Raw genomic sequence first — 20,843 nt, 5'->3', positions numbered from 1 at the left:
GGAATTGACGATTATTCAAATAATATTAATTGTTATCGTAGCATTCTTAGCTGGTGTAGAAGGAATCTTGGATGAATTCCACTTCCATCAGCCGATCATTGCCTGTACGTTAATCGGCTTAGTTACTGGAGAAATAGTACCATGCCTTGTCTTAGGTGGTACCTTACAATTAATTGCTTTAGGCTGGGCAAACATTGGAGCTGCTGTAGCACCAGATGCTGCGTTGGCCTCTGTTGCATCTGCTATTATTCTCGTATTAGGTGGTCAGGGCGAAGCTGGTGTATCTTCTGCAATCGCGATTGCAGTACCGCTTGCAGTTGCAGGTCTATTATTGACAATCATTGTCCGAACGATTGCAACCGGATTGGTACATTTAATGGATGCCGCAGCCAAAGAGGGAAACATCAGGAAAATAGAACTATGGCATATTGCCGCTATTTGCATGCAGGGGTTACGTATTGCCATCCCAGCTGCATTAATCTTGGCTATTGGTGCAGGCCCGGTTAGAGAGTTACTTCAGTCCATGCCATCTTGGTTGACAGATGGTTTAGCAGTTGGTGGAGGAATGGTAGTAGCCGTTGGTTATGCAATGGTTATTAACATGATGGCTACAAAAGAGGTATGGCCATTCTTTGCAATTGGTTTTGTATTAGCGACGATACCATCTATCACACTATTGGGTCTTGGTGCTATCGGTCTGGCTCTTGCCCTTATCTATATAGCGCTTACGAAACAAGGCGGTTCGGGTAATGGCGGAAACGGGAACACTGGTGATCCGTTAGGCGATATTATTGATAACTACTAAAAGGAGGGGGACTAAAAATGGATAAAGAATTGAAATTAACAAAAAGAGATCGCATTGCGATTTGGTGGCGATCCACTTTTATTCAAGGTTCTTGGAACTATGAACGGATGCAAAACGGTGGTTGGGCATTTTCGATGATTCCTGCCATCAAAAGATTATATAAAAGAAAAGAAGATCGTGCAGCGGCACTCCAGCGTCACTTAGAATTTTTTAATACACATCCATATGTAGCTTCTCCGATTCTTGGTGTGACGTTAGCGCTTGAAGAAGAACGTTCAAATGGTGCGCCGGTTGACGATAAGGCTATTCAAGGGGTTAAAGTCGGTATGATGGGGCCTCTAGCAGGTATCGGCGATCCCACTTTCTGGTTCACGGTTAAGCCAATCCTTGGTGCATTAGCAGCTTCTCTTGCTATGTCCGGTAACATCCTCGGCCCGATTCTTTACTTTGTTTTATGGAATCTTATTCGTATGGGATTCATGTGGTATTCGCAAGAACTTGGTTACAAAGCTGGTTCCAAAATTACCGACGACTTATCTGGTGGATTACTCCAGGACATTACCAAAGGCGCCTCGATACTCGGTATGTTCATCCTCGGTTCACTAGTAAATAGGTGGGTAGCTGTCTCATTTGCTCCGACGGTATCTGAAGTTCAGCTAGACGAAGGTGCTTATATAGATTGGGATAATTTGCCTGCTGGGGCAGAAGGAATTCGAACCGCACTGATTCAGCAAGAAGAGGGTCGATCACTGACCCAGACGGATGTAACGACCTTACAGGACAACTTAGATAGCTTAATTCCTGGTTTAGCCGGATTGTTAATCACACTTCTTTGTATGTGGCTGCTTAGGAAAAAAGTTTCTCCAATCATTATGATTCTTGGATTGTTCGTGGTTGGTATCATCTTCCACGCTATAGGCTTGATGTAAGAAATATAGACAAGCTAGATCCTTTTAAGACGTCTATATAAAATAGAGAAGTACCTCCTGGTATGATAGACCCTAAGGAGGTGCTTTTTCATACAAGACTTTTACGAAGAATGAATTTAGGAGGATGACCATGCTGACGATAGGTTATATTGGCAATGGGAAAAGCACGAATCGATACCATCTGCCATTCGTACTGCAAAGAGAGAACATAAAGGTAAAAACAATATATCGAAGAAATCCGGATCGTGATAGCTGGGGGAGGATTGCAGGAGTAAATTATACTTCGGATTTAAATGAATTATTACATGACGAGGACATTCAGCTCATCGTGGTGTGCACAAAGCATGACAGCCATTATGAATATGCAAAACTCGTATTGGAACATAATAAACACTGTTTGGTTGAAAAGCCGTTTATGGAAACCTCCGAACAGGCAAAAGAAATATTTGCATTGGCCAAAGAGAAAGGGTTGATTATCCAAGCGTATCAAAACCGACGGTTTGACAGTGATTTCTTAACCGTTCAAAAGGTTATGGAGGAAGGGAAAGTCGGAGAGCTTCTGGAAGTGGAAATGCATTATGATTATTATCGTCCCGAAGTACCCGAGTCTGCCGATTCTTTTGACCCAGCGTCATCATTCTTATATGGACATGGCTGCCATACCCTCGATCAGGTTATCAGCTATTTTGGCAAGCCGGATCAAATCCATTATGATGTGAGGCAATTATTAGGACAAGGAAGAATGAATGATTATTTTGATTTGGATTTATATTATGGCACGTTAAAAGTATCTGTGAAATCGAGTTATTTTAGACTGAAAGAAAGACCAAGCTTCGTCGTTCATGGAAAAAACGGCTGCTTTGTAAAAGAAACTAAAGATCGTCAGGAAGAACATTTAAAGCTATTTTACATGCCTGATAATAAGGATTTTGGTATAGATACAATCAAACATTATGGTGTACTGTCATATATCGATGCCGAAGGTACCATTCACGAAGAAAAAGTGACATCCGTAAATGGCGATTATGGAATCGTATATGATGATTTATATGAAGCTATTATAAATGGTAAAGCTAAAACCATTACCGACGAGCAGACACTGCTGCAAATGGAGATATTAGAAACGGGAGTTAAAAACTTAAAATAAAACGGGTGAAACCAACCCAAAAACGATTGCACTTCCACATTCTGTACAAGTGCAATCGTTGTTTGTTCCCTAATAATAAGTAACGCCTATTCAGCTGCTTTTTTATCAAAGAACATATTCACGTTATATACAAAACAAGGATAATTCATAGGGGATGATGGATTATCCTTGTTTAAAAATTGACACCTAAACCACCGTTCAACCTCCAGCAATAAATCCTTCCTCAACCAAACCTCTATATTCTATAATCTCACCCTTCTTCACATATACTCGAGGAACGCGTTTCCCTATCAGGCAGGCTGTTTCATAATGGATGGTTCCCATTAAAGCAGCAACTTCTTCCATAGCGGCATAGCCCTCGCTAGGTTCACCGAAGATGGTAACCACATCACCCAATCCGACATCCTCAATGTCGGTAATATCCATCATCGATTGGTCCATACAAATTCTGCCGACAATGGGTGCGCGCTTTCCGTGGACAGTTACATTGCCGTGATTGGATAATAGGCGGGAGAGGCCGTCGGCATAGCCTACGGGGATGGTTGCAATGATGCTTTCCCTTGATGTCTGATAGGTTAGTCCATAACTAATTCGTTCATCGGCAGCTAATGTCTTGATATGGATGGGTTTGGTTTTGAAGCTCATGGCTTGGGTTAAGTTAATGATATCCTTCAGATGTTCTTCCGGATATAAGCCATAGAGCCCAATGCCGACACGTACCATATCTAGATGCATGTCTGGATAGGCAATTGTCCCTGCCGTATTACAGCAGTGAATAATTGGTATATGACGGTGCTGCTTGAGAAACGAAACGACCTTTCTAAATTGATGAAATTGTTTTTCGGTATAGGTTGGATCGGTATTATCTGCATCGGCAAAATGGGTGAAAGCACCTTCCAGCATGACATAATCAGATGTAGCTGCTTCGGCCACTTGAAGTGCTTCTTCTTTGCTGGTCACACCGATACGATTCATGCCAGTTTCAATTTTCAAGTGGACGCGTGCAGTTTTTTGCAGTGTTTCTGCTTCCATCTTCACTTTCGTTGCTGCTTCTTCGGTAAAAACCGTTAAGGTAATATGGTTTTCGATCGCTGTTCTCACGCCGTCTGCACGGGTGTATCCAAGCACGAGGATAGGGAAGTCGATTCCTGCTTCTCGTAATTGTATGGCTTCATCTAATAAAGCGACAGCGAGGTAGTCAGCGCCGGCTGCCATCGCTTCGTTTGCCACTTCGAGGGCTCCGTGTCCATAGCCATCAGCCTTAACGACGGCCATCAGTTTAGTTTGGTTGCCAATATGCCTTCTGAAGGCGATTACATTATGGTGAAGCGCATCTAGCGAAACTTCTGCCCATGTATCCCGATAACTTCCAAGCTTCATTTTGCATCTCTCCTTAGGCGACTGCTGATCATGTGCTTTTTGAATAGTCGTGATATAAAAGTACCCTTCTTACCGAGGTAGAAGGGCACGTTGAAGATATTTCACTTATACGTCTTTCAATAGATCTTCTGGTGATACGAAATCGTATCCTAGATCAGCTGCTACTGCTTCGTAGGTTACTTTTCCGTTCATCACATTTACACCAGACAGGATTGCCGGGTTATCTTGAATTGCTTTCGCAGCACCTTTAGATGCAATTTGTACCGCATATGGTACCGTTACGTTTGTCAAACCAACCGTAGACGTACGTGGCACAGAACCAGGGATATTAGCAACCGCATAATGAAGCACATCGTGTTTTACATAGATTGGATCATCATGGGTGGTTGGGTGATCGACTGTTTCGAAGTTACCACCTTGGTCGATGGCAACATCAACGATCACAGATCCAGGCTGCATGGATTGAACCATTTCATCGGATACGAGTTTAGGGGCTTTCCTTCCTGGGATGAGTACAGATCCGATCACAAGATCCGATTCTTTGACAGCTTGTGCGATATTGAATGGATTCGACATTAATGTTTGAATGCTTGAACCAAAGATATCGTCTAATTGACGAAGGCGTACGGGGTTCAAGTCAATCATCGTCACTTCTGCACCAAAACCAAGTGCGATTTTTGCAGCGTTTGTTCCAACAACGCCACCACCGATGACCGTTACTTTTCCACGTTTTACGCCTGGAATGCCGCCAAGTAGAATCCCTTTGCCGCCCTCGGATTTTTCTAGATATTGTGCCCCAATTTGTGTAGCCATCCGCCCAGCAACTTCACTCATTGGAGTCAACAATGGCAATGTGCCGTTTGCTGTAATGGTTTCATAAGCAATCGCAGTGACTTCATTTTCTACCAATGCTTTTGCTAGCTCAGGTTCTGCAGCTAGATGAAGGTATGTGAATAAAATAAGTCCTTTGCGGAAGTATTTGTATTCTGCAGCAAGTGGTTCTTTTACTTTCATAATCATATCTGCTTTTTCCCAAACATCTGCGGCGGTAACGATAATTTCTGCTCCAGCTGCTTGGTATTCTGCATCGGTAAAGTTACTTCCCATTCCTGCATCTTTTTCGATATAAACGGTATGGCCAGCATTTATTAAATGAATCACACCAGCAGGTGTCATAGCGACGCGATTCTCGTTGTTTTTAATTTCCTTTGGTACACCAATAATCATCTTATCCAACTCCTTCTCAATCAATCTCTCCTTGTATCATATCGCTTCTGTGAAACGGTTTCATTATGAAAAAATCTAAAAGAAAAAAACATGATTTGTGTAAATGCACAAATCATGTTTGTTGGATGTTTTCTATAATTAAGTCAAGGTAGATATTCGCTTTTTGATTCGGATCTTTTAAGTCGATGCCACTCACTTCCCCCATTCGCTTGAGGCGATAATTCATTGTATTCGGATGGATGAATAATCGTTTGGCTGCGTTATAGACATTGCTATCACATTGCAAATATACTTCCAATGACGCTAGCAGGGAGGTTCCGTGCTGTTGGTCATACGCACGAAGCTTCTCCATAAAGGGGTTCTGGTATTGATCCGCCTTGCGAGTTTCTGCCAATTGCTCAATAAATTGATACACACCTAAATCTTCATAGAGTTTGACCGGATCGATGGTGTCAGGCAATTTTTCCTGTAGTTTCAACACTTCTCTAGCCTGTTGATGGGAGTTTTGGATCTGTTGTGCGGCTTGATAAGCTAGACCTGCTGCGCCAAACACGTTGGCCAAGTCTAATTGCTGGCTAATTCGAGTAATGAATTGATCCATAAAAGCATACAACGTTTGTTTATAATCGAATGCTTCCTTTAGATGGACGAGCATTATAAAATCATTATCGTCAAACAAGCTGGTAATCACATGAAGTTTGACCTGGGATTCGGATAGATAAAAGGCATGCTTTTCCATTTGTTCGGTTACTTCATCGGTAAAGCGGATCACAACAATTGCCTTATTCCCTTCCAAATGCATATTGTATTTCTTTTCCCGTTGTTTGATGGCATCCGTATCTTGCAAATCCCCTCGTAACAGCTGCCAAAAGAAGTCTCGATAACCTTCTTCTAATTTGCGATGGCGTTGCAGGTCTTTCAGGAAAAATTTCTTTACATAAGCAGCAGCTTCCTTAAAGAGAACCAATTCTTCCTCCGTGAAGGTTTTGTCGGAAGTATGCGCCCAGACAAATCCTAATATTTCATTATGTTTGCGTACGGAAATAGCGACGCGATTACCGAGGCCAACTTCGTTGATCTTGGGAATACTGACAGGATCATCGCTATCGATTAATTTTGGCATCACGCCTTTTTTCCATAAACCATTAATCACCTTATCTGGTACCTTCCGATTGATAATCGTAGATATGCGAACTTGGTCGATGTTGTCTTTATGCTTGCTGTAGGATACGACATGATGATTGGAATCTTCTATGGTAATGGGACATCCGAAGATATCTGCAATTTGGTCTGCAAGCTGATCGAGGGATGTCATCTTTTCATTTAAACTATTCAGTACATCTTTCTTTTGGGACATAGACCTTTTTCCTCCGTATATGGTTTGAACAAATAAACAAAAGCTTATTCTCTCATTTTAGTATATACACAAATCGATTTCATAGTGAAGATGTTATAGTAATCATGCATCATGATGGGAGGAAACACAATGAAAAAGATCCTATTAATTGGAAGCGCTTTTATCGGCGTGATTGTAGGTGCAGGTTTCGCTTCTGGACAAGAAGTACTGCAATACTTTACAAGCTTTGGCTTAATGGGAATTATTGGGGGCATTATTGCAACCGCTTTATTTGCGTATGTTGGCATGACGCTTGTTTGGGTCGGCAGTAGAATGAAAACGAATTCACATAAAGATGTAATATATAAAATAAGTGGGAGAACCACTGTTGGTCGCTTTATAGGGACGGTTATTGATTATATTCTTATCTTTACCTTGTTTGGTGTTGGTGTTGTGATGCTGGCAGGAGCAGGTTCTAACTTAGCTCAGCAATTTGGCCTGCCAGAAATCATAGGTACGATTCTCATGACGATACTCGTGTTGGTACTTGGGATGATGAATGTGGACAAGGTGGTTTCTGTCATTGGAGGAATTACTCCATTCTTAATCCTATTTATCGTGATCATATCAATCTATAGCTTTTTTACGATGGATGGATCGTTTAGTTCCTTGAACAGCTTAGCGAATCAACAGCCGACGACATTGCCGAACTGGTTCATTGCAGGAGTAAATTATGCATCCTTTAACACAGCAGTAGGTGCATCGATGGCATTGGTAATGGGCGGTGCTGAAAAGGATAGAAAGGTAGCTGCCATTGGAGGACTAGTTGGTGGATTCGTGCTAGGATTGCTGATTATCCTAAGTCATTTGGCTATCTTCTCTAAAATTGAGGAAGTTGGCAGCATGGATATGCCAATGCTTGCGATTGTCAACGATATCTCGCCGTTATTAGGTACGATGATGGCGATTGTAATCTTGGCTATGATCTTTAATACCGCGTTAAGCATGTTTTATTCGTTTGCGGCGCGCTTTACGGAGGTAGAGACAAGCAAGTTTAGAATCTTTTATACGATTACCTTAATCGTCGGATTTGCCGCCAGCTTTGTCGGCTTCACCGATTTGGTTTCCTTATTCTATCCCACCATTGGATATATGGGTCTTGTGTTGATTCTAGGTTTGATTTACGCACCGATAAAACTTAAAAGAGAAGTAAAACAAACAGCAAGTACAAGAAGAAATTGGGCAAGCGATGCATGATTAGGTGCATCGCTTGTTTAGATGTGAAGGAAAGTTAGCCGCTGTCGAAATAGCAAGATGCTTAGAGCATGTGATTATCCTCCTCCGATTCCGGGTACCGTTATGTAAAAGGAGAGATACAATGACAGATGTAAAAGCAATTTTTTTAAATACGTCATTAAAGGATAGTAATGAGATTTCAAACACCGACGCATTATATGAAGAAGTCAAACGGATCTACCAGCAAGAGGATGTCGAAAGTGAAACCATTCGGCTCGCCGATTATCACATCCCTGTTGGTATTAGCGATGATCTTGGAGATGGTGATGAGTGGCCGCTGATTTTAGAAAAAGTGAAAAAGGCAGATATCCTAATCATTGGATCACCGATTTGGCTCGGAGAGAAGAGTAGTTTAGCTACGGTTGCCATGGAACGTTTATATGGCGGAAGCAGTTTAACTAATAATAAGGGGCAATCCATTTATTATAATAAGGTCGCTGGCGTTGTCATAACGGGGAATGAGGACGGTGCGAAGAATGCAGCAACATCGCTTCTATACGGTCTATCGCATATCGGCTTTGTAGTCCCACCAAATGTTGATGCGTATTGGGTTGGTGAGGCAGGCCCAGGACCTTCCTTTATTGAAGCAAATGGAGAAGAAAATGAATTCACACAAAGTCATGTAAGGATGCTTGCTTACAATACCATGTATCTCGCAAAACTTCTCAAAGAAAATCCGATACCTGCTAAAGGAAATGTAATGGCTTAAAAATCTATTTATTTTATGAAAGGCTGTCTATATTCCGCCGCTTAAAGTCTAAGAAAATTTATGCTTTAAGGGGGAATCACAATAGGCAGTCTTTTTTTATGTGATTATTTTTTTGATATTTATCAATGTTTTGTTTTTTATATTAAAATTCCCAATAGAAAACCGATATAAATATAGAAGACAAATTATATCAATGGAGGGGAATTTTGTATGAATCGTAAACATGGTGTAAGTGTTATCCTGGCTTTTATGGTTACTTTACTAGTTAGTGTTTTTGCCTTATCATCTACCGCTTATGGGGCTGCGAAGCTAGATGATCATGAGTTACAGGAATTTAATGTAAAAGCATCTTCCAATAACAAGCAAATTGATTTTGATTCTAAGCTGCCAGAAGCAAATAAGAACAATGGTACCCCGGTGCATCAAGCTCCTTCAATCCAATCGAATTTTGATGTTACTGGTGATCGCATGAATTTTGAGGATTCGCTAACTGCCGATGACCCGGACGATTTTTGGTTCTTTAGTGTAGATAGTGATAGAAGTATTCTATTTGAGCTACAAACAGACAATCCTAATTATATTGTTGAACTTTACCAAGTTGATTGGGACACTGGAACAGCGTATCCAACATCTATTGGTGGATATGACGGAGATCTAATTGCCAATAATCAATTGCCCGCTGGTGATTGGGCATTACGCGTCTATTCAACGGACACATTGGAAGACAGTTATACCGTAAAAATGAATGCTACCAATCCATCGGGAGCAGCAAGTGTTATTTCTACATCTTCCACCTTGCTATATGCTGTACTAAGTTATCCAAGCGGGGAGATATATTCAAATGGAAATTATGTCGCTACGATTGACGGCGACAATGCGCATTTAGATTGGGAGCGTGAATATTATTTCGCATGGGATGGTAACTATAATCAACGTGATCACAATATCTCGGATGTCCATATTAAGTCTATTTCAGGACCAGTAAATTATAGTTCGTCATATGCTAGCTCTAGTAATGCGCTATTAATCTACTTAGATGAAGAGACATTATTTACGTATCATGAGTCATCTTATCGTTCAGGACCTCCAACACAATATAGCAGCTCCTTTGTTGATACGTTAGGTAAAACAACACCAAGAAGATTAGATACAGACGATTTAACTAACTATGGTGACCATATTTTAGTATTGGACGTTAACAGTGGGGAGACAATTGATTTCTTTAGTGTCCTTAATTATTATTATGCAAGCGGAGTTGAACCAATCCCAACGATTAACTTTTTGAATTAGACTAACCCAAAACCTCCACAAGATTCATTCTTGTGGAGGTTTGTACATTTGAATGTTCGCATTCTAGTTATTTTTTAATATAATTTGTAGTAGTAGGAATTACTTCATTAGATAAACCAGCAAAGAATTAGGATATACCGCTAGGAAAACAAACAAGGGAGAAACAGACATGAATACATTTCCAATCATTGAAACAGAGAGACTGATTTTAAGAGAGGCAACGTGTAAGGATGCGGATGATATGTATTCTTACCTATCCGATAAGGAAGTAGTGAAACATATGGGCTTGGAGCCGTATCAAACATCAACGGATGTGTTAGAGGAAAATAATTGGTATCAATCCATTAGGAAAGAAGGAACTGGGATTCGATGGGGGATTACCCTGAAAGGTAAGGATGTGGTTATCGGAAGCTGTGGCTTTCTGAATATGCAGCCGAGACATTACCGCACGGAAATTGGATTTGAACTCAGTAAGCTATATTGGGGAAAAGGAATTGCTAAAGAAGCATTAAATGCTGTCATGAGCTATGGATATAAGCATTTTGAATTGGAACGGATCGAGGCTCTAATTGAACCTCTGAATAGTGCATCGCAACGATTAGTAGAAAAGCAAGGATTTACAAAAGAAGGTATATTAAGACATTATGAATATACATGTGGAAAGTTTGATGATTTGTATATGTATTCCATGCTGAAAGCGGAGTTTGAGCTGGGTTAGATACTTACGTTATCCTTGATTAATGGGTTATGATCTTCAAGAGGGTTTAGTCTATTAAAATAGGATTAAGGGAGCTCACTATGCTTATCTTTTTATGGTTATTTACGACGCTCTTTATCATGAGTTATCTTTCTACTCATCACTATCTGGGGGATTACCGAAACTGCTTGGGCTATTATCTTTCATTTTATCTTTTTAGGATTAGCCATCTACTTGCTTTACAATTCATACATTCATAAAGAAAAGAAGAATATAATATTGTTTTGTATATTAATTATGCTTATTATGTTAACAACGATATGCATGATGGTCTCATAAGTATCGTTGTTAACAAGGATGAATCAAAATGGTCATTTTAGTGACTATCTCTACTCCGGCTGGTTATCTACTTCTCCTGTATCTTTGTAGAATTGGTTAAAGCTATTATATTTAACCAATGTTACCATTCCGTTTGAGGCATGGTGCAGATCATGACAATGGAAGAGCCAATTTCCCGGGTTATCTGCTAGAAATGCTACTTCGTAGGTTTCGCCCGGCTTGACATTTAATGTGTCTTTCCTAATCGGGGAAGCGCTAAGGGCTTTTCCGTTCTTGCTGAGGACCTGAAAAAAATGACCGTGTAGATGCATAGGGTGTGAGGAGTTATCCATACTGTTATTTTTCAGGGTGACCTTTACCCTATCTCCTTTATCAATATTTAGAGGTGGTGCATTAGGATATGTCTTACCATTAATCGTCCACACCATCCCCATTTCAGTATCCATGTCCATTCTTGTACCTAAATCCAGCTCATATTCCACATCAAACTCATCGTCTGTTTTGAACTGTGATTCCGTTTGCTCGCCAAGCTTTGTAATATCTATTTTACCCGGCGATGAAAGGTGCTTTAATTTTTGTCCATTCCCTTCCTCATAAGCAATATCTATTTTCATATCTTGGGATGCTTCCATTTCACCGTGACGATCAATCGAAAAGTCCTTACTACCATCTGCGCGAAATTCAACATCGACCCGTTCTCCTGGGGCAACCTCAAACATAGATCCTTTCATGGTTTGCGGTGAATTTACCTTTTGCCCGTCGACATGGGTAATCTGATAGTCTATTGGAATATGAATTTGATGAGCCATGTATCCAGCATTAATGAACCGAAGCTTAACAAGATCGCCTTTTTTGACCTTTAACGTTTTATTCCCTTCATATGTTTTTCCGTTAATGGTAAAGATGTCATAAGAAGACATGTCATGGCCCTTCATAGCCCCTTTTTGGTTCAATTCATTCATGCTATCCATGCTCATGCTGGAGTGATTCATAGCTTCCGTATCCTTTTCCTGATGTTTTTCAGATTCCCATTCATCAAGCACTAACGTATAATCCCGATCACGATTAGTTTCATTTTTTGGTTCCACGATAATTGTTCCATATAATCCTTTATCGAGCTGTTCGACCCCATTCTGATGGGAATGGTACCAATAGGTGCCTGGATCGCTGGCAACAAATGCATACGTATAGGTTTCCCCAGGTTTTACAGCATCCTGTGTTACACCAGGGATTCCATCCTCCGTATTTGGAACTGGAATGCCGTGCCAGTGAATAGATACGGGCTTTTCTAGCTGATTCGTCAGATTAACTTTGACGACCTCTCCTTCTGTGACACGTATCTGCTCGCCCGGGACAGTTCCATTATAAGTCCAAGCATTTATGGTATGTTCAGCGCTTAGTTTCCATGAGGTCTCTTTTGCAGTTAGGTCAAATTCATTCACTTTCTTTCCTGCCATATCTTCTGCTTTGACTTCTACAGCGTCTTGTTGGTTCTCATTCGTGATGGTTTCAGCAGATTGTTGTGAGCATGCTGCTATGATAACGCTCATTAATCCGATTAAAGTTAATAAGAATACCTTCTTCATTGCATCTCCTCCTTCTCAAAAGTCTATCGAGAAGATGTGAAGAAACCATGCATGAAAGCGTAATTTTCTGTGACATTAAAAGGTTTGTTGATTTCAAATGAATGAACTCTTCGACCAATCATATAATGAAGCAATAGGACAAGTTAGTAAGGAGAGGTAAAGATGGCGATTCCGTTATATATAACGTTAATAGGCATATGCATATTAACCTCCATTATAATATGGCAAACCTTTGTCTGCCGAAAAAGGATTACTACCATGACTGGTATGATGGTGGCGATGGCACTGGGGATGAGTGTTGGACTTGTAACGGGTGTGATGATAGGGATTTTATTATCCGGAAATTTATTCTACTCCACTGTTATGGCGATGATTATTGGAATGGTTACTGGTTATTTAGCAGGAATACCAGTAAGCATCCTAGCTGTCTTAGATGGTACTTTAGCAGGTGTCATGGGCGGTATGATGGGCGCAATGCTTGGAGAGATGATTGCTCCGGAATTTCAAGATCCAATGATTAGAATCATGGTTGTATTATTTATTGCTACGATCCTTTTGCTATTTCAAATTCTAAAGCAGCCGGTTACAAACAAGAGAGATTGGTTACACCATCCTGTCGTTATGGTGTTTGGATTTCTGCTTTTTATTATGGGATATAATCAATTAGAACCTCTTATCCCTCCTCCTTCAAATGAAATCGGCCATGATAACCCTCATGTGAATGTAAAAAATTTATCGATTGAAGCAGACGAATACGCCTTTCGTCCGAATCGGATACAGGTGGAGACTGGAGAGACGATAAAGCTTGAATTAAATAATATGGGAGAGTCTGAGCATATTTTAGAATTCATAGGTTTGGAAGCCAGGGAATTGCCTTCATCCCAACACCATCAACAAATAAGTGGTCAAATTCAAATTCATAGTAATGCTGGTGAAAAGCAGGGAATTACATTTATTCCGCTTGTACCAGGAACCTATCGTTATATCTGTACCATTCCTGGTCATAAAGAAGCTGGAATGGAGGGGGAGATCGAGGTAACGTTATAAGTGAAAGTCATAAAAGCTTGCTAGTTGTGCGTACCAAACATTCTCAAAATCTAGTTCTTTTAGTATAATTCTATTAAGCTAGGTAATTATCATTATTTTCCAATTGTGAATGTGAGGTGGAGGAATATAAAAGCAATCCATGCAAAAGACATACACAGTTATATCGATGACACCAAAGTTCATCTAGCAGCGTTACATAAACAGGTCCAGACGATCCAACAACGAATCGAAGCGGTTTTATCGTTGGAGAATTCTTTTACAGGTAGGACGGCAGCATCCATCCGATCTTTCTATCAGGAATGTCATGTTCCTTTGCTCGTTTTTTTAGAAGGTTTCCTTACAACGTATTCGGATACACTTGATGGCATGAAACGACTGTTACGCACGCTGGAACCAGATGAAAATGGTGTTATTCGCGAGGATTTTATTGACCAAGATATACAACGCGGCTTAAACATGATCGAAAATGTTACAATGTCTTTAACAGATGATGCAAATCGCGTTATTCAATCGATTCAAGATATTGTAGAACTTCCGATGGTAGATGATCGTTCGTTCTTCGATACGGTTCACCATTCTAAGAAAATGGCGAATGAGGCATTAGAAAACTTACATACCTTTGATCATCAGAACACATCGAAGCTTGCTATTGTTGAAAAGGATCTCCAATCCATGCAACGCTATGTAAGTAAATTGAATCAGGTAGTTATTCATGGGGAGATTTCGATTCCAACCTATCGCGCCAGGAGTATTACTAGATATAACTTTCACTTGGAATTACTAAGCGATTTGAGAAAAAAGGCAGAAACAAGTGCCATAGCACCAGAAGTACTTATGGGTATAGTTGGAAAACAGCTTTTGTCCCAATTTACGCCTTTAGCGGAGGTCGTTGGGACGTACCTTCAGCAAGCTTTTGATGTAAAGACACTCGATTATAGCATGCGTGCAATACGTGCTATTACTGCTGCCTCAGGAGATGTATTGACCAAAGGGGAATTCGTTACATTAAAGGATCAGATCGTTTCAGATGTGGAAATTACAGATTACAAAGGAGAGTGGCAGGGTGTTTATTATACACTAGCGGATGATAGAAAGATTCGAGCATTTGAAAACGCTGAAGGCACAGTATGTTATGAATTTGTCTCAGCCATTCCGGAGAATAGAGAACAGAATCTATTTCAAAAAACAGGCCAAAGCATCCAAGAGATTGGTTCCGATCTATGGCAGGAGATGGAAGAACGAAAGGATAAGAGCCTTGATTCATGGTATGATTTTGGTAATTATATGACACTCGGTGCATTTGATGCCGGGAAAGACTTTTCTAATGGACTGAGCAGCCGTGCAGAAAATATGCTGAACACGCCGTCCGATTTCGTGAATTGGATAACTATGGGTGGAGTGGATGTAGCACAGGGAGCATTACATCCCGATGAGGCGCTTTCAAAGGAGCATTTGCTTTCCAGCTTTGGTCTATTTTCCATCGCGGTTGGTGGCGAAGCAGCTTTTACCAAACCGAAGTCTAATGATTTAGGACCAAGTGGGAAATCGAATCATAAGAAAGTGGAATCAACTAGTAGTGAAAATCGTGTATCAACCGCAACACCGCCCAAACTTCCTACACTAACCAATATCAAAGAATGGTATCGAACGCATTTGCCAGAGGTTACAGTAGTAAGCGATACAACTGGTGGATACCACTTTGCAGTGAAGCAAGGAGAAGGTGGAGGGAATAAGGGAACAAGCAGTATATCTACTAAACCATCAAGTTTTTATGGAAAGCAAGTTAAATTAGATTGGTTAGGGGATAATTATAGAGCCGTAGAGATTAAGGGTACAGTAAAAGTTGCTGGGAAAGATTTGGATATCTCTAGGCGAGTTTATCAAATGAATGATATAAATTGGGATTATACTCCGAAGCATCCAAAAGCTAGAGGACTTTCAAATAAAGAACTTGCAGAAAAAGGTAGACCACCATATGTAATTGATAAAGATGGTAAAGAAGTACAAATTGAGTTGCATCATTTAATTCAGAAAGAATCCGGTAATATGGTAGAAATCGTGGCAACTACTCATGATGATTATAAAAAAATATTACATGGGTTAATAAAAAATGGAGATAGTTTTAGAAATGATACTGTACTTGATAAGCAATTCAACAATTTCAGAAAGAAGTATTGGAAATGGCGCTCAACTTATACGGAATGAGGTGACTTGTTTTGAATAATAAATTGTTAGAGATGATAAAAGAGTATAGGGAAAAAGGCGATTTTATTGGAGAAATTTCAGAACAATATATAAAAAAGGCACAAATGAGATTGGAAGTTAAATTCCCTTTGGAATATAAAGAATTTGTTAAAGAACTAGGTTCTGGTGGTATTTGTGGTGTTGATGTTTTAGGGATAGAAGGGGAAGAATATGCTTCTGTAGTTGAAAGTACCGAGAGAAATAGAAAGTCGGGGTTACCAAAAAATTATTTGGTCATTGAAGAGGTGGATGAATTTGTCTATTGTTTAAATACAGTGGATAAATATAATGTTGTGCGTTGGGACGATGTAAGTAAACTGGAAATAGAAAGGTACTCGACATTTGATGATTATTTGGAAGATAGCTTTCAAGAGGCAATAGATAACTGTGATTAATTACTTACTTTATAATAACAAATTAATTAATCTAGTTCGAATAAAGCACTTTGTTGCATATGGCAACAAGTGCTTTTTAAAGTGGAGATAAAAGTCTCGATTCATGGTATGATTTTGGTAATTATATAACACTCGGTGCATTCGATGCAGGGAAAGACTTTTCTAATGGACTGAGTAGCCGGGCCGAAAATATGCTGAACACACCGTCTGATTTCGTTAACTGGCTAACTCTTGGCGGAGTGGATGCAGCAAAGGGAGCATTACGATGAGGCACTTTCAAAGGAGCATTTGCTTTCCAGCTTTGGTCTATTTTCCATCGCGGTTGGTGGCAAAGCAGTTTTTACCAAACTGAAGTCTAATGATTTAGGACCAAGTGGGAAAACACGAACCGGTATGCTAAATTTATGGGAAATAATAAAAATGGTAAAGCAAAGTTAGCATTTGTATGGACTAATAACAAAGGTGATATTACTACATATCATACACAGAGTGGAAAGAAATTTTGGAAAACTATTAATGGAGAAAACATTCCATAGTTAATCCAGCTGAGTAATGGCTTTGTAAAAAAACTAAATTCTCAAATTGAAGAGGAAGGAACAATTGTCATCGAGGGTATTGAATTTACAGGTTTTGCTTTTGTATTCCCTTATAAAATTGAAGAAGGTAAAAGCTATCCTGTGTCAATAGATTTACAATTTAAATGAGTTAAAAATTCAGAAAATGAAAGAATTTAGGAAAGAACTAGAAAGAATTGATTCAGGTTATGAATATTATTTAAGAGGGTTTTTGCAGTAAGATTTCATTGATGTTGGAATAGTTGTTTCTGATGAAGATGAGTATTTTACTGACTATCCACAATTGTGGGGGAGGAATGGTGAGGTAAGAGGAGTTGATAGAATAGATATAGAATTTCTATGGGATGTGTCTTTTAGTAGAAAACTATATAGAGTGATAGGTTACAAATGGGAAAAAAGAAGCAATTAATTCAACATATAAGATTAGTGCTAAGTAATCTTGGAAAAGATTTTAATAGTGAAATAAAAAGTGGTGTCTTGCAACTTATATATAAATGATATAAAATATTGGAGTTAGAAAATAATAAAGATATTGAAGGTATTCATATCACTGGTGGTATAAGGGCTTAAATGAATAGTTATAGTGACTATGAAAATCCGTTATTTAGAAGAAATACATAAAGTGTAGAAATTATTAAAAGAATTATAAAAGTTGTGAACATAAAAACCTCAATTTCAAATCTTAATGGCGAAAAATCTATCAAGGTTTTAACTTTATTATATAGCTAGTAACAAAGCACTTGCTGACTTAGAGGCAGCAAGTGCTTTTTAGATAAATGTTTTGATTCAGATATTTGTTTAAATTAATTTATCACGTCTTACGCTTATAAACTTGAATGGCGGCAATAGAGAAGGCGATAAGAATACCAAACCACCATAAAATAGTAATCAAAACGCTATCTCCAGCAGATTCAGTCATCAGCAGGGAACGTACGGTTTCAATAAGTGGTGTCATGGGCTGAAACTCAGCAAAGGCTCGAACCACCCCAGGCATAGTATCAGTTGGCACAAAGGCTGAGCTTATAAACAGCAGAAATATCACAGGATAGCTGAAAGCGCTGGCGCCTTCAACACTGTTTGCTAAAAGACCGAAGAATGCCGAGACCCAAGTCATTGCAAGGGTAAACAGCAATAGGATTCCAATAACAAGGAGCCATGCGGTAATGCTGGCATCCGTCCTGAACCCCATAAACAAGGCTACCAACAGGACCAATAAAGTTGAAAAAGCATTGAATACAACGGATGTCATGACATGCCCCGTCAATATCGATGATCTTGCAATTGGCATAGAATGAAACCGATCAATAATACCACTGGTCATATCGTTGTTTACTCGTACAGAAGTGTAAATGGCGCCGCTGACGATGCCCATAAGAAGGATGCCTGGAACCATATAATTGATATGGTCTATGGCTCCCGTATCCATCGCGCCGCCAAACACATAAACAAACATCAGCATCATCATAATCGGTGTTGCAATTGCAGTAAGCAGGGTATCGATGTTTAATGAATGGCGCATGGAGCGCCTTGTCAAAACCATCGTCTCGCTAATTTTATTCTTAACTCTAGCAGTTAACATAAAGCATTTTCCTCTCCATGGTTTTCATCGATCATCGCGAGGAAAACATCCTCGAGTGTCGGTTTCTTTTGAGAAAATTCAGTCACCGTTATGTCTGCGTGGTCAAGCTGGCTTAAAATCGCCGTCATCTGTTGGATGCTCCCATCGGTGGTAATCGTCATCGTAGGGTTCTCCTTGCTTAGGCTTATATTATATTGAATAAGCAGATTACGTGCTAATTGTAATTCTTTTTCATCACTAAATTTAAGTTCAATATGCCCATGGGGAAGTAGTTTTTTTAGTTCTGCTGCAGTTCCTTCCGCTATAATTTCCCCATCATTAAGAATAGCGATATGGTCGGCAAGCTGGTCTGCCTCCTCTAAATACTGGGTCGTTAAAAACACGGTGATGCCTGAATCAGCAAGGTCTTTAATGATTTGCCACAAAGCTTTACGGCTTTGCGGATCCAAGCCGGTGGTCGGCTCGTCGAGGAATATAACAGATGGGCCCCCGATCAAACCCATTGCCAGGTCGAGCCGTCTCTGCATACCGCCGGAATAAGTGGCGACTTTCTGGTCAGCGGCGTCAAGCAACTGCACCTGTTCAAGCAATTCATCCGCCTGACGATTTGCATCGGGCAGATGACGTAATTTGCCAATCATACGTAAATTCTCTCTCCCGGTCAACACAGGATCAACTGCGGTGGATTGGCCCGTCAGGCTGATTTTTTCACGAACTTGATCCGGCTGCCGGATGACGTCAAAACCGCAAATCTCTGGGCTCCCTTTATCTGGAAGAAGCAAAGTCGTTAGAATTTTGACTGTTGTTGTTTTCCCCGCACCATTGGAGCCAAGGAGAGCGAAAATACTACCCTTTTGTACAGTAAAATCAATGTCCTTCAGTACGTTCAGATTCTTGTAGGACTTCTTAAGGCCTTTGACAGCAATAGCTGTATTAGTTTGAATCATTTGTATCCCCCATTTTTAAAAAATATGGTTATATTACGGTTACATTCTTCAAGTTTGCTTTACTTCCTTTCAAAACGGCATAGGTTAACTTATCCATTGTAGCTCCGTCAAAATCAGCCTTTTTCACGTCATAGGAGTGTCTAAAAGAAACATTTCTAAAAACTGCATTTTTAAAAGATGTTCCTTTTAACCCTGCTTTATCAAAAATAGTTCCCTCAAATGTGTGATTAGCAAAACATATGCCAGATAAATCGGAATAGCTGAAGTCCGTATAATTTAAGACACATCTTTGAAAGCTTGCACCTGACAAGGCAGATTTAATGAGTTTTGCTCCAGTCAGATTAGAGCCATCGAATGTAATATTTCTCAAATCACTGGATTGAAAAGAACTATTTGTTAAGTCGGAACCGCTGAAGTCCGATCCATCCATGGCGCTTTTGTTGAATTTTCCTTCATGCACTTCAACCTGCTTTAGATCGGAGTCTCGTAGGTCGATTTTTGAGAAATCCCTGCCTACCATTTGTTTTAACTCTATTGTTTTTGAAGAAATACTTTCGATGATCTCCGAAATATCTCCTATAGAGTCGACGGTCATGCTGTAAGCCGTTTCGTCATTATAACCTTGATTTTTCAAGTCACTCCATTTTTCCTGCAAATCACTGGACAACTCCTCCTTTAATTCTCTGACTACATGCAAGTCCTCATAGGGTGAGAATACTTCATCTAAATACGTCATTAATTTCTTATTCATTGTTATTGCCACCTTCCTCTTTTAATAATTGGTCCAGAACGCGTTTTGCAAACTCCCAGTTCTGTTTGTTTTCAAAAAAAGTCTTTTTTCCGATTTCAGTAATCCGATAATACTTTCTCCTTCCCCCTTGGCTCCCATCACCCCAATATGAAGTAATGCGTCCATCTTTCTCAAGTCTCTTTAAGCTTGAATACATCGTGGCTTCCTTCAATTCATACTCCCCATTGGAGTTGGAAAGGATCAACTTCGATATTTCATATCCATATTTGTCGCCACCCATCAATAACTTCAGAATAATCGTATCTGTATGTCCTCTGAGTAAGTCTGATGAGCTTTTATTATTTCCCATTGTGTCACTCCTTTTCACATGTATATCATACAACATATTACTGTGATCGTCAAGGTAATTTTATCATCGTTATAATTTGATTAGTATTGCAACTTTGTTTTATGCTTATCCTTGTTAGGAGTTATTTGCTGGTAATCGAGTACGATGAGTTAAAATATCCCAAAAGATCAGAAAAAATTATATACTATCAACGCCTTCCATCCTGCAAAAGCCAA

General features: G+C 39.7%; 19 protein-coding genes and 1 pseudogene. 12 read left to right on the top strand and 8 right to left on the bottom strand.

The window, feature by feature from the left end; translation table 11 throughout:
• Positions 1-4: 4 nt before the first annotated feature.
• The 3 genes from JKP73_RS06395 to JKP73_RS06385 all read left to right on the top strand — a co-directional run bounded on the left by JKP73_RS06395 (position 5) and on the right by JKP73_RS06385 (position 2,881).
• Positions 5-805 (top strand): PTS mannose/fructose/sorbose transporter subunit IIC, encoded by an 801-nt coding sequence (locus JKP73_RS06395; RefSeq protein WP_286191272.1) that lies wholly within the window; start codon positions 5-7, stop codon positions 803-805.
• Between the two features lie 17 nt (positions 806-822).
• Complete coding sequence (locus JKP73_RS06390; RefSeq protein WP_021290159.1) at positions 823-1,734, top strand: PTS system mannose/fructose/sorbose family transporter subunit IID; 912 nt, start codon at positions 823-825, stop codon at positions 1,732-1,734.
• A 130-nt stretch (positions 1,735-1,864) separates the two neighbouring features.
• A complete protein-coding gene (locus JKP73_RS06385; protein WP_200411015.1) occupies positions 1,865-2,881 on the top strand; it encodes an oxidoreductase in 1,017 nt (338 codons plus the stop codon).
• A 198-nt stretch (positions 2,882-3,079) separates the two neighbouring features.
• Here JKP73_RS06385 and alr read toward each other — a convergent pair whose 3' ends face one another.
• The 3 genes from alr to JKP73_RS06370 all read right to left on the bottom strand — a co-directional run bounded on the left by alr (position 3,080) and on the right by JKP73_RS06370 (position 6,845).
• Positions 3,080-4,261 carry an alanine racemase gene (gene alr / locus JKP73_RS06380; RefSeq protein ID WP_188942720.1) on the bottom strand — a complete coding sequence of 394 codons (1,182 nt, stop codon included), beginning with the start codon at positions 4,259-4,261 and terminating at the stop codon, positions 3,080-3,082.
• A gap of 105 nt (positions 4,262-4,366) precedes the next feature.
• The gene (ald, locus tag JKP73_RS06375) at positions 4,367-5,488 is read right to left on the bottom strand and encodes an alanine dehydrogenase (protein ID WP_038241786.1); all 1,122 of its coding nucleotides are present in this window, start codon (positions 5,486-5,488) and stop codon (positions 4,367-4,369) included.
• Between the two features lie 112 nt (positions 5,489-5,600).
• On the bottom strand, positions 5,601-6,845 hold the full coding sequence (locus tag JKP73_RS06370; RefSeq protein ID WP_200411014.1) for a PucR family transcriptional regulator: 1,245 nt from the start codon (positions 6,843-6,845) through the stop codon (positions 5,601-5,603).
• A 129-nt stretch (positions 6,846-6,974) separates the two neighbouring features.
• Here JKP73_RS06370 and JKP73_RS06365 point away from each other — a divergent pair, with 129 nt between their 5' ends.
• From JKP73_RS06365 to JKP73_RS06350, 4 genes are all read left to right on the top strand, one after another.
• Complete coding sequence (locus JKP73_RS06365) at positions 6,975-8,081, top strand: YkvI family membrane protein (RefSeq protein WP_038241791.1); 1,107 nt, start codon at positions 6,975-6,977, stop codon at positions 8,079-8,081.
• Between the two features lie 121 nt (positions 8,082-8,202).
• Positions 8,203-8,829 (top strand): flavodoxin family protein, encoded by a 627-nt coding sequence (locus tag JKP73_RS06360; RefSeq protein ID WP_038241801.1) that lies wholly within the window; start codon positions 8,203-8,205, stop codon positions 8,827-8,829.
• Between the two features lie 210 nt (positions 8,830-9,039).
• A complete protein-coding gene (locus JKP73_RS06355) occupies positions 9,040-10,119 on the top strand; it encodes a hypothetical protein (RefSeq protein WP_021290152.1) in 1,080 nt (359 codons plus the stop codon).
• Between the two features lie 169 nt (positions 10,120-10,288).
• The gene (locus JKP73_RS06350; protein WP_200411013.1) at positions 10,289-10,837 is read left to right on the top strand and encodes a GNAT family N-acetyltransferase; all 549 of its coding nucleotides are present in this window, start codon (positions 10,289-10,291) and stop codon (positions 10,835-10,837) included.
• 368 nt (positions 10,838-11,205) lie between these two features.
• On the opposite strand, the gene JKP73_RS06345 is transcribed toward JKP73_RS06350, so the two are convergent.
• Positions 11,206-12,741, bottom strand: a complete 1,536-nt coding sequence (locus tag JKP73_RS06345; RefSeq protein ID WP_038241807.1) for a multicopper oxidase family protein — start codon at positions 12,739-12,741, stop codon at positions 11,206-11,208.
• A 162-nt stretch (positions 12,742-12,903) separates the two neighbouring features.
• Between JKP73_RS06345 and JKP73_RS06340 the strand changes: the two genes are divergently transcribed.
• The 5 genes and pseudogenes from JKP73_RS06340 (at position 12,904) to JKP73_RS23760 (ending at position 17,222) form a co-directional block, all read left to right on the top strand.
• A complete protein-coding gene (locus JKP73_RS06340; RefSeq protein ID WP_021290149.1) occupies positions 12,904-13,788 on the top strand; it encodes a plastocyanin/azurin family copper-binding protein in 885 nt (294 codons plus the stop codon).
• Positions 13,789-13,899: 111 nt separating this feature from the next.
• Positions 13,900-15,993, top strand: a complete 2,094-nt coding sequence (locus JKP73_RS06335; protein WP_200411012.1) for a T7SS effector LXG polymorphic toxin — start codon at positions 13,900-13,902, stop codon at positions 15,991-15,993.
• 11 nt (positions 15,994-16,004) lie between these two features.
• Positions 16,005-16,427, top strand: coding sequence for an SMI1/KNR4 family protein (locus tag JKP73_RS06330; RefSeq protein WP_200411011.1), 423 nt, complete (start codon positions 16,005-16,007; stop codon positions 16,425-16,427).
• Between the two features lie 231 nt (positions 16,428-16,658).
• Entirely contained in the window at positions 16,659-16,865 is a 207-nt protein-coding gene (locus tag JKP73_RS06325) for a hypothetical protein (protein WP_200411010.1), read from the top strand.
• Positions 16,866-16,966: 101 nt separating this feature from the next.
• A pseudogene (locus JKP73_RS23760) lies at positions 16,967-17,222 on the top strand (UCP019853 family protein).
• 591 nt (positions 17,223-17,813) lie between these two features.
• On the opposite strand, the gene JKP73_RS06320 reads toward JKP73_RS23760, so the two are convergent.
• Genes JKP73_RS06320 through JKP73_RS06305 form a run of 4 tightly spaced genes read right to left on the bottom strand, consistent with a single transcriptional unit; the run spans position 17,814 to position 20,628 of the window.
• Positions 17,814-18,581 (bottom strand): ABC transporter permease, encoded by a 768-nt coding sequence (locus JKP73_RS06320; RefSeq protein WP_021290145.1) that lies wholly within the window; start codon positions 18,579-18,581, stop codon positions 17,814-17,816.
• On the bottom strand, positions 18,575-19,528 hold the full coding sequence (locus JKP73_RS06315; protein WP_200411009.1) for an ATP-binding cassette domain-containing protein: 954 nt from the start codon (positions 19,526-19,528) through the stop codon (positions 18,575-18,577). The genes JKP73_RS06320 and JKP73_RS06315 overlap by 7 nt, the downstream gene beginning before the upstream one ends.
• A 28-nt stretch (positions 19,529-19,556) precedes the next feature.
• Complete coding sequence (locus JKP73_RS06310) at positions 19,557-20,279, bottom strand: pentapeptide repeat-containing protein (protein ID WP_021290143.1); 723 nt, start codon at positions 20,277-20,279, stop codon at positions 19,557-19,559.
• Positions 20,272-20,628 (bottom strand): PadR family transcriptional regulator, encoded by a 357-nt coding sequence (locus tag JKP73_RS06305; RefSeq protein ID WP_021290142.1) that lies wholly within the window; start codon positions 20,626-20,628, stop codon positions 20,272-20,274. Before JKP73_RS06305 ends, JKP73_RS06310 begins: the two co-directional genes overlap by 8 nt.
• Between the last annotated feature and the right edge of the window lie 215 nt (positions 20,629-20,843).

It is taken from the genome of Virgibacillus salexigens (genome assembly GCF_014905415.1).
In the GTDB taxonomy this organism is placed as follows: domain Bacteria; phylum Bacillota; class Bacilli; order Bacillales; family Amphibacillaceae; genus Virgibacillus; species Virgibacillus salexigens.
Note: the sequence above shows the minus strand (reverse complement) of the source record. Positions and strands in the feature narration are given on the sequence as shown.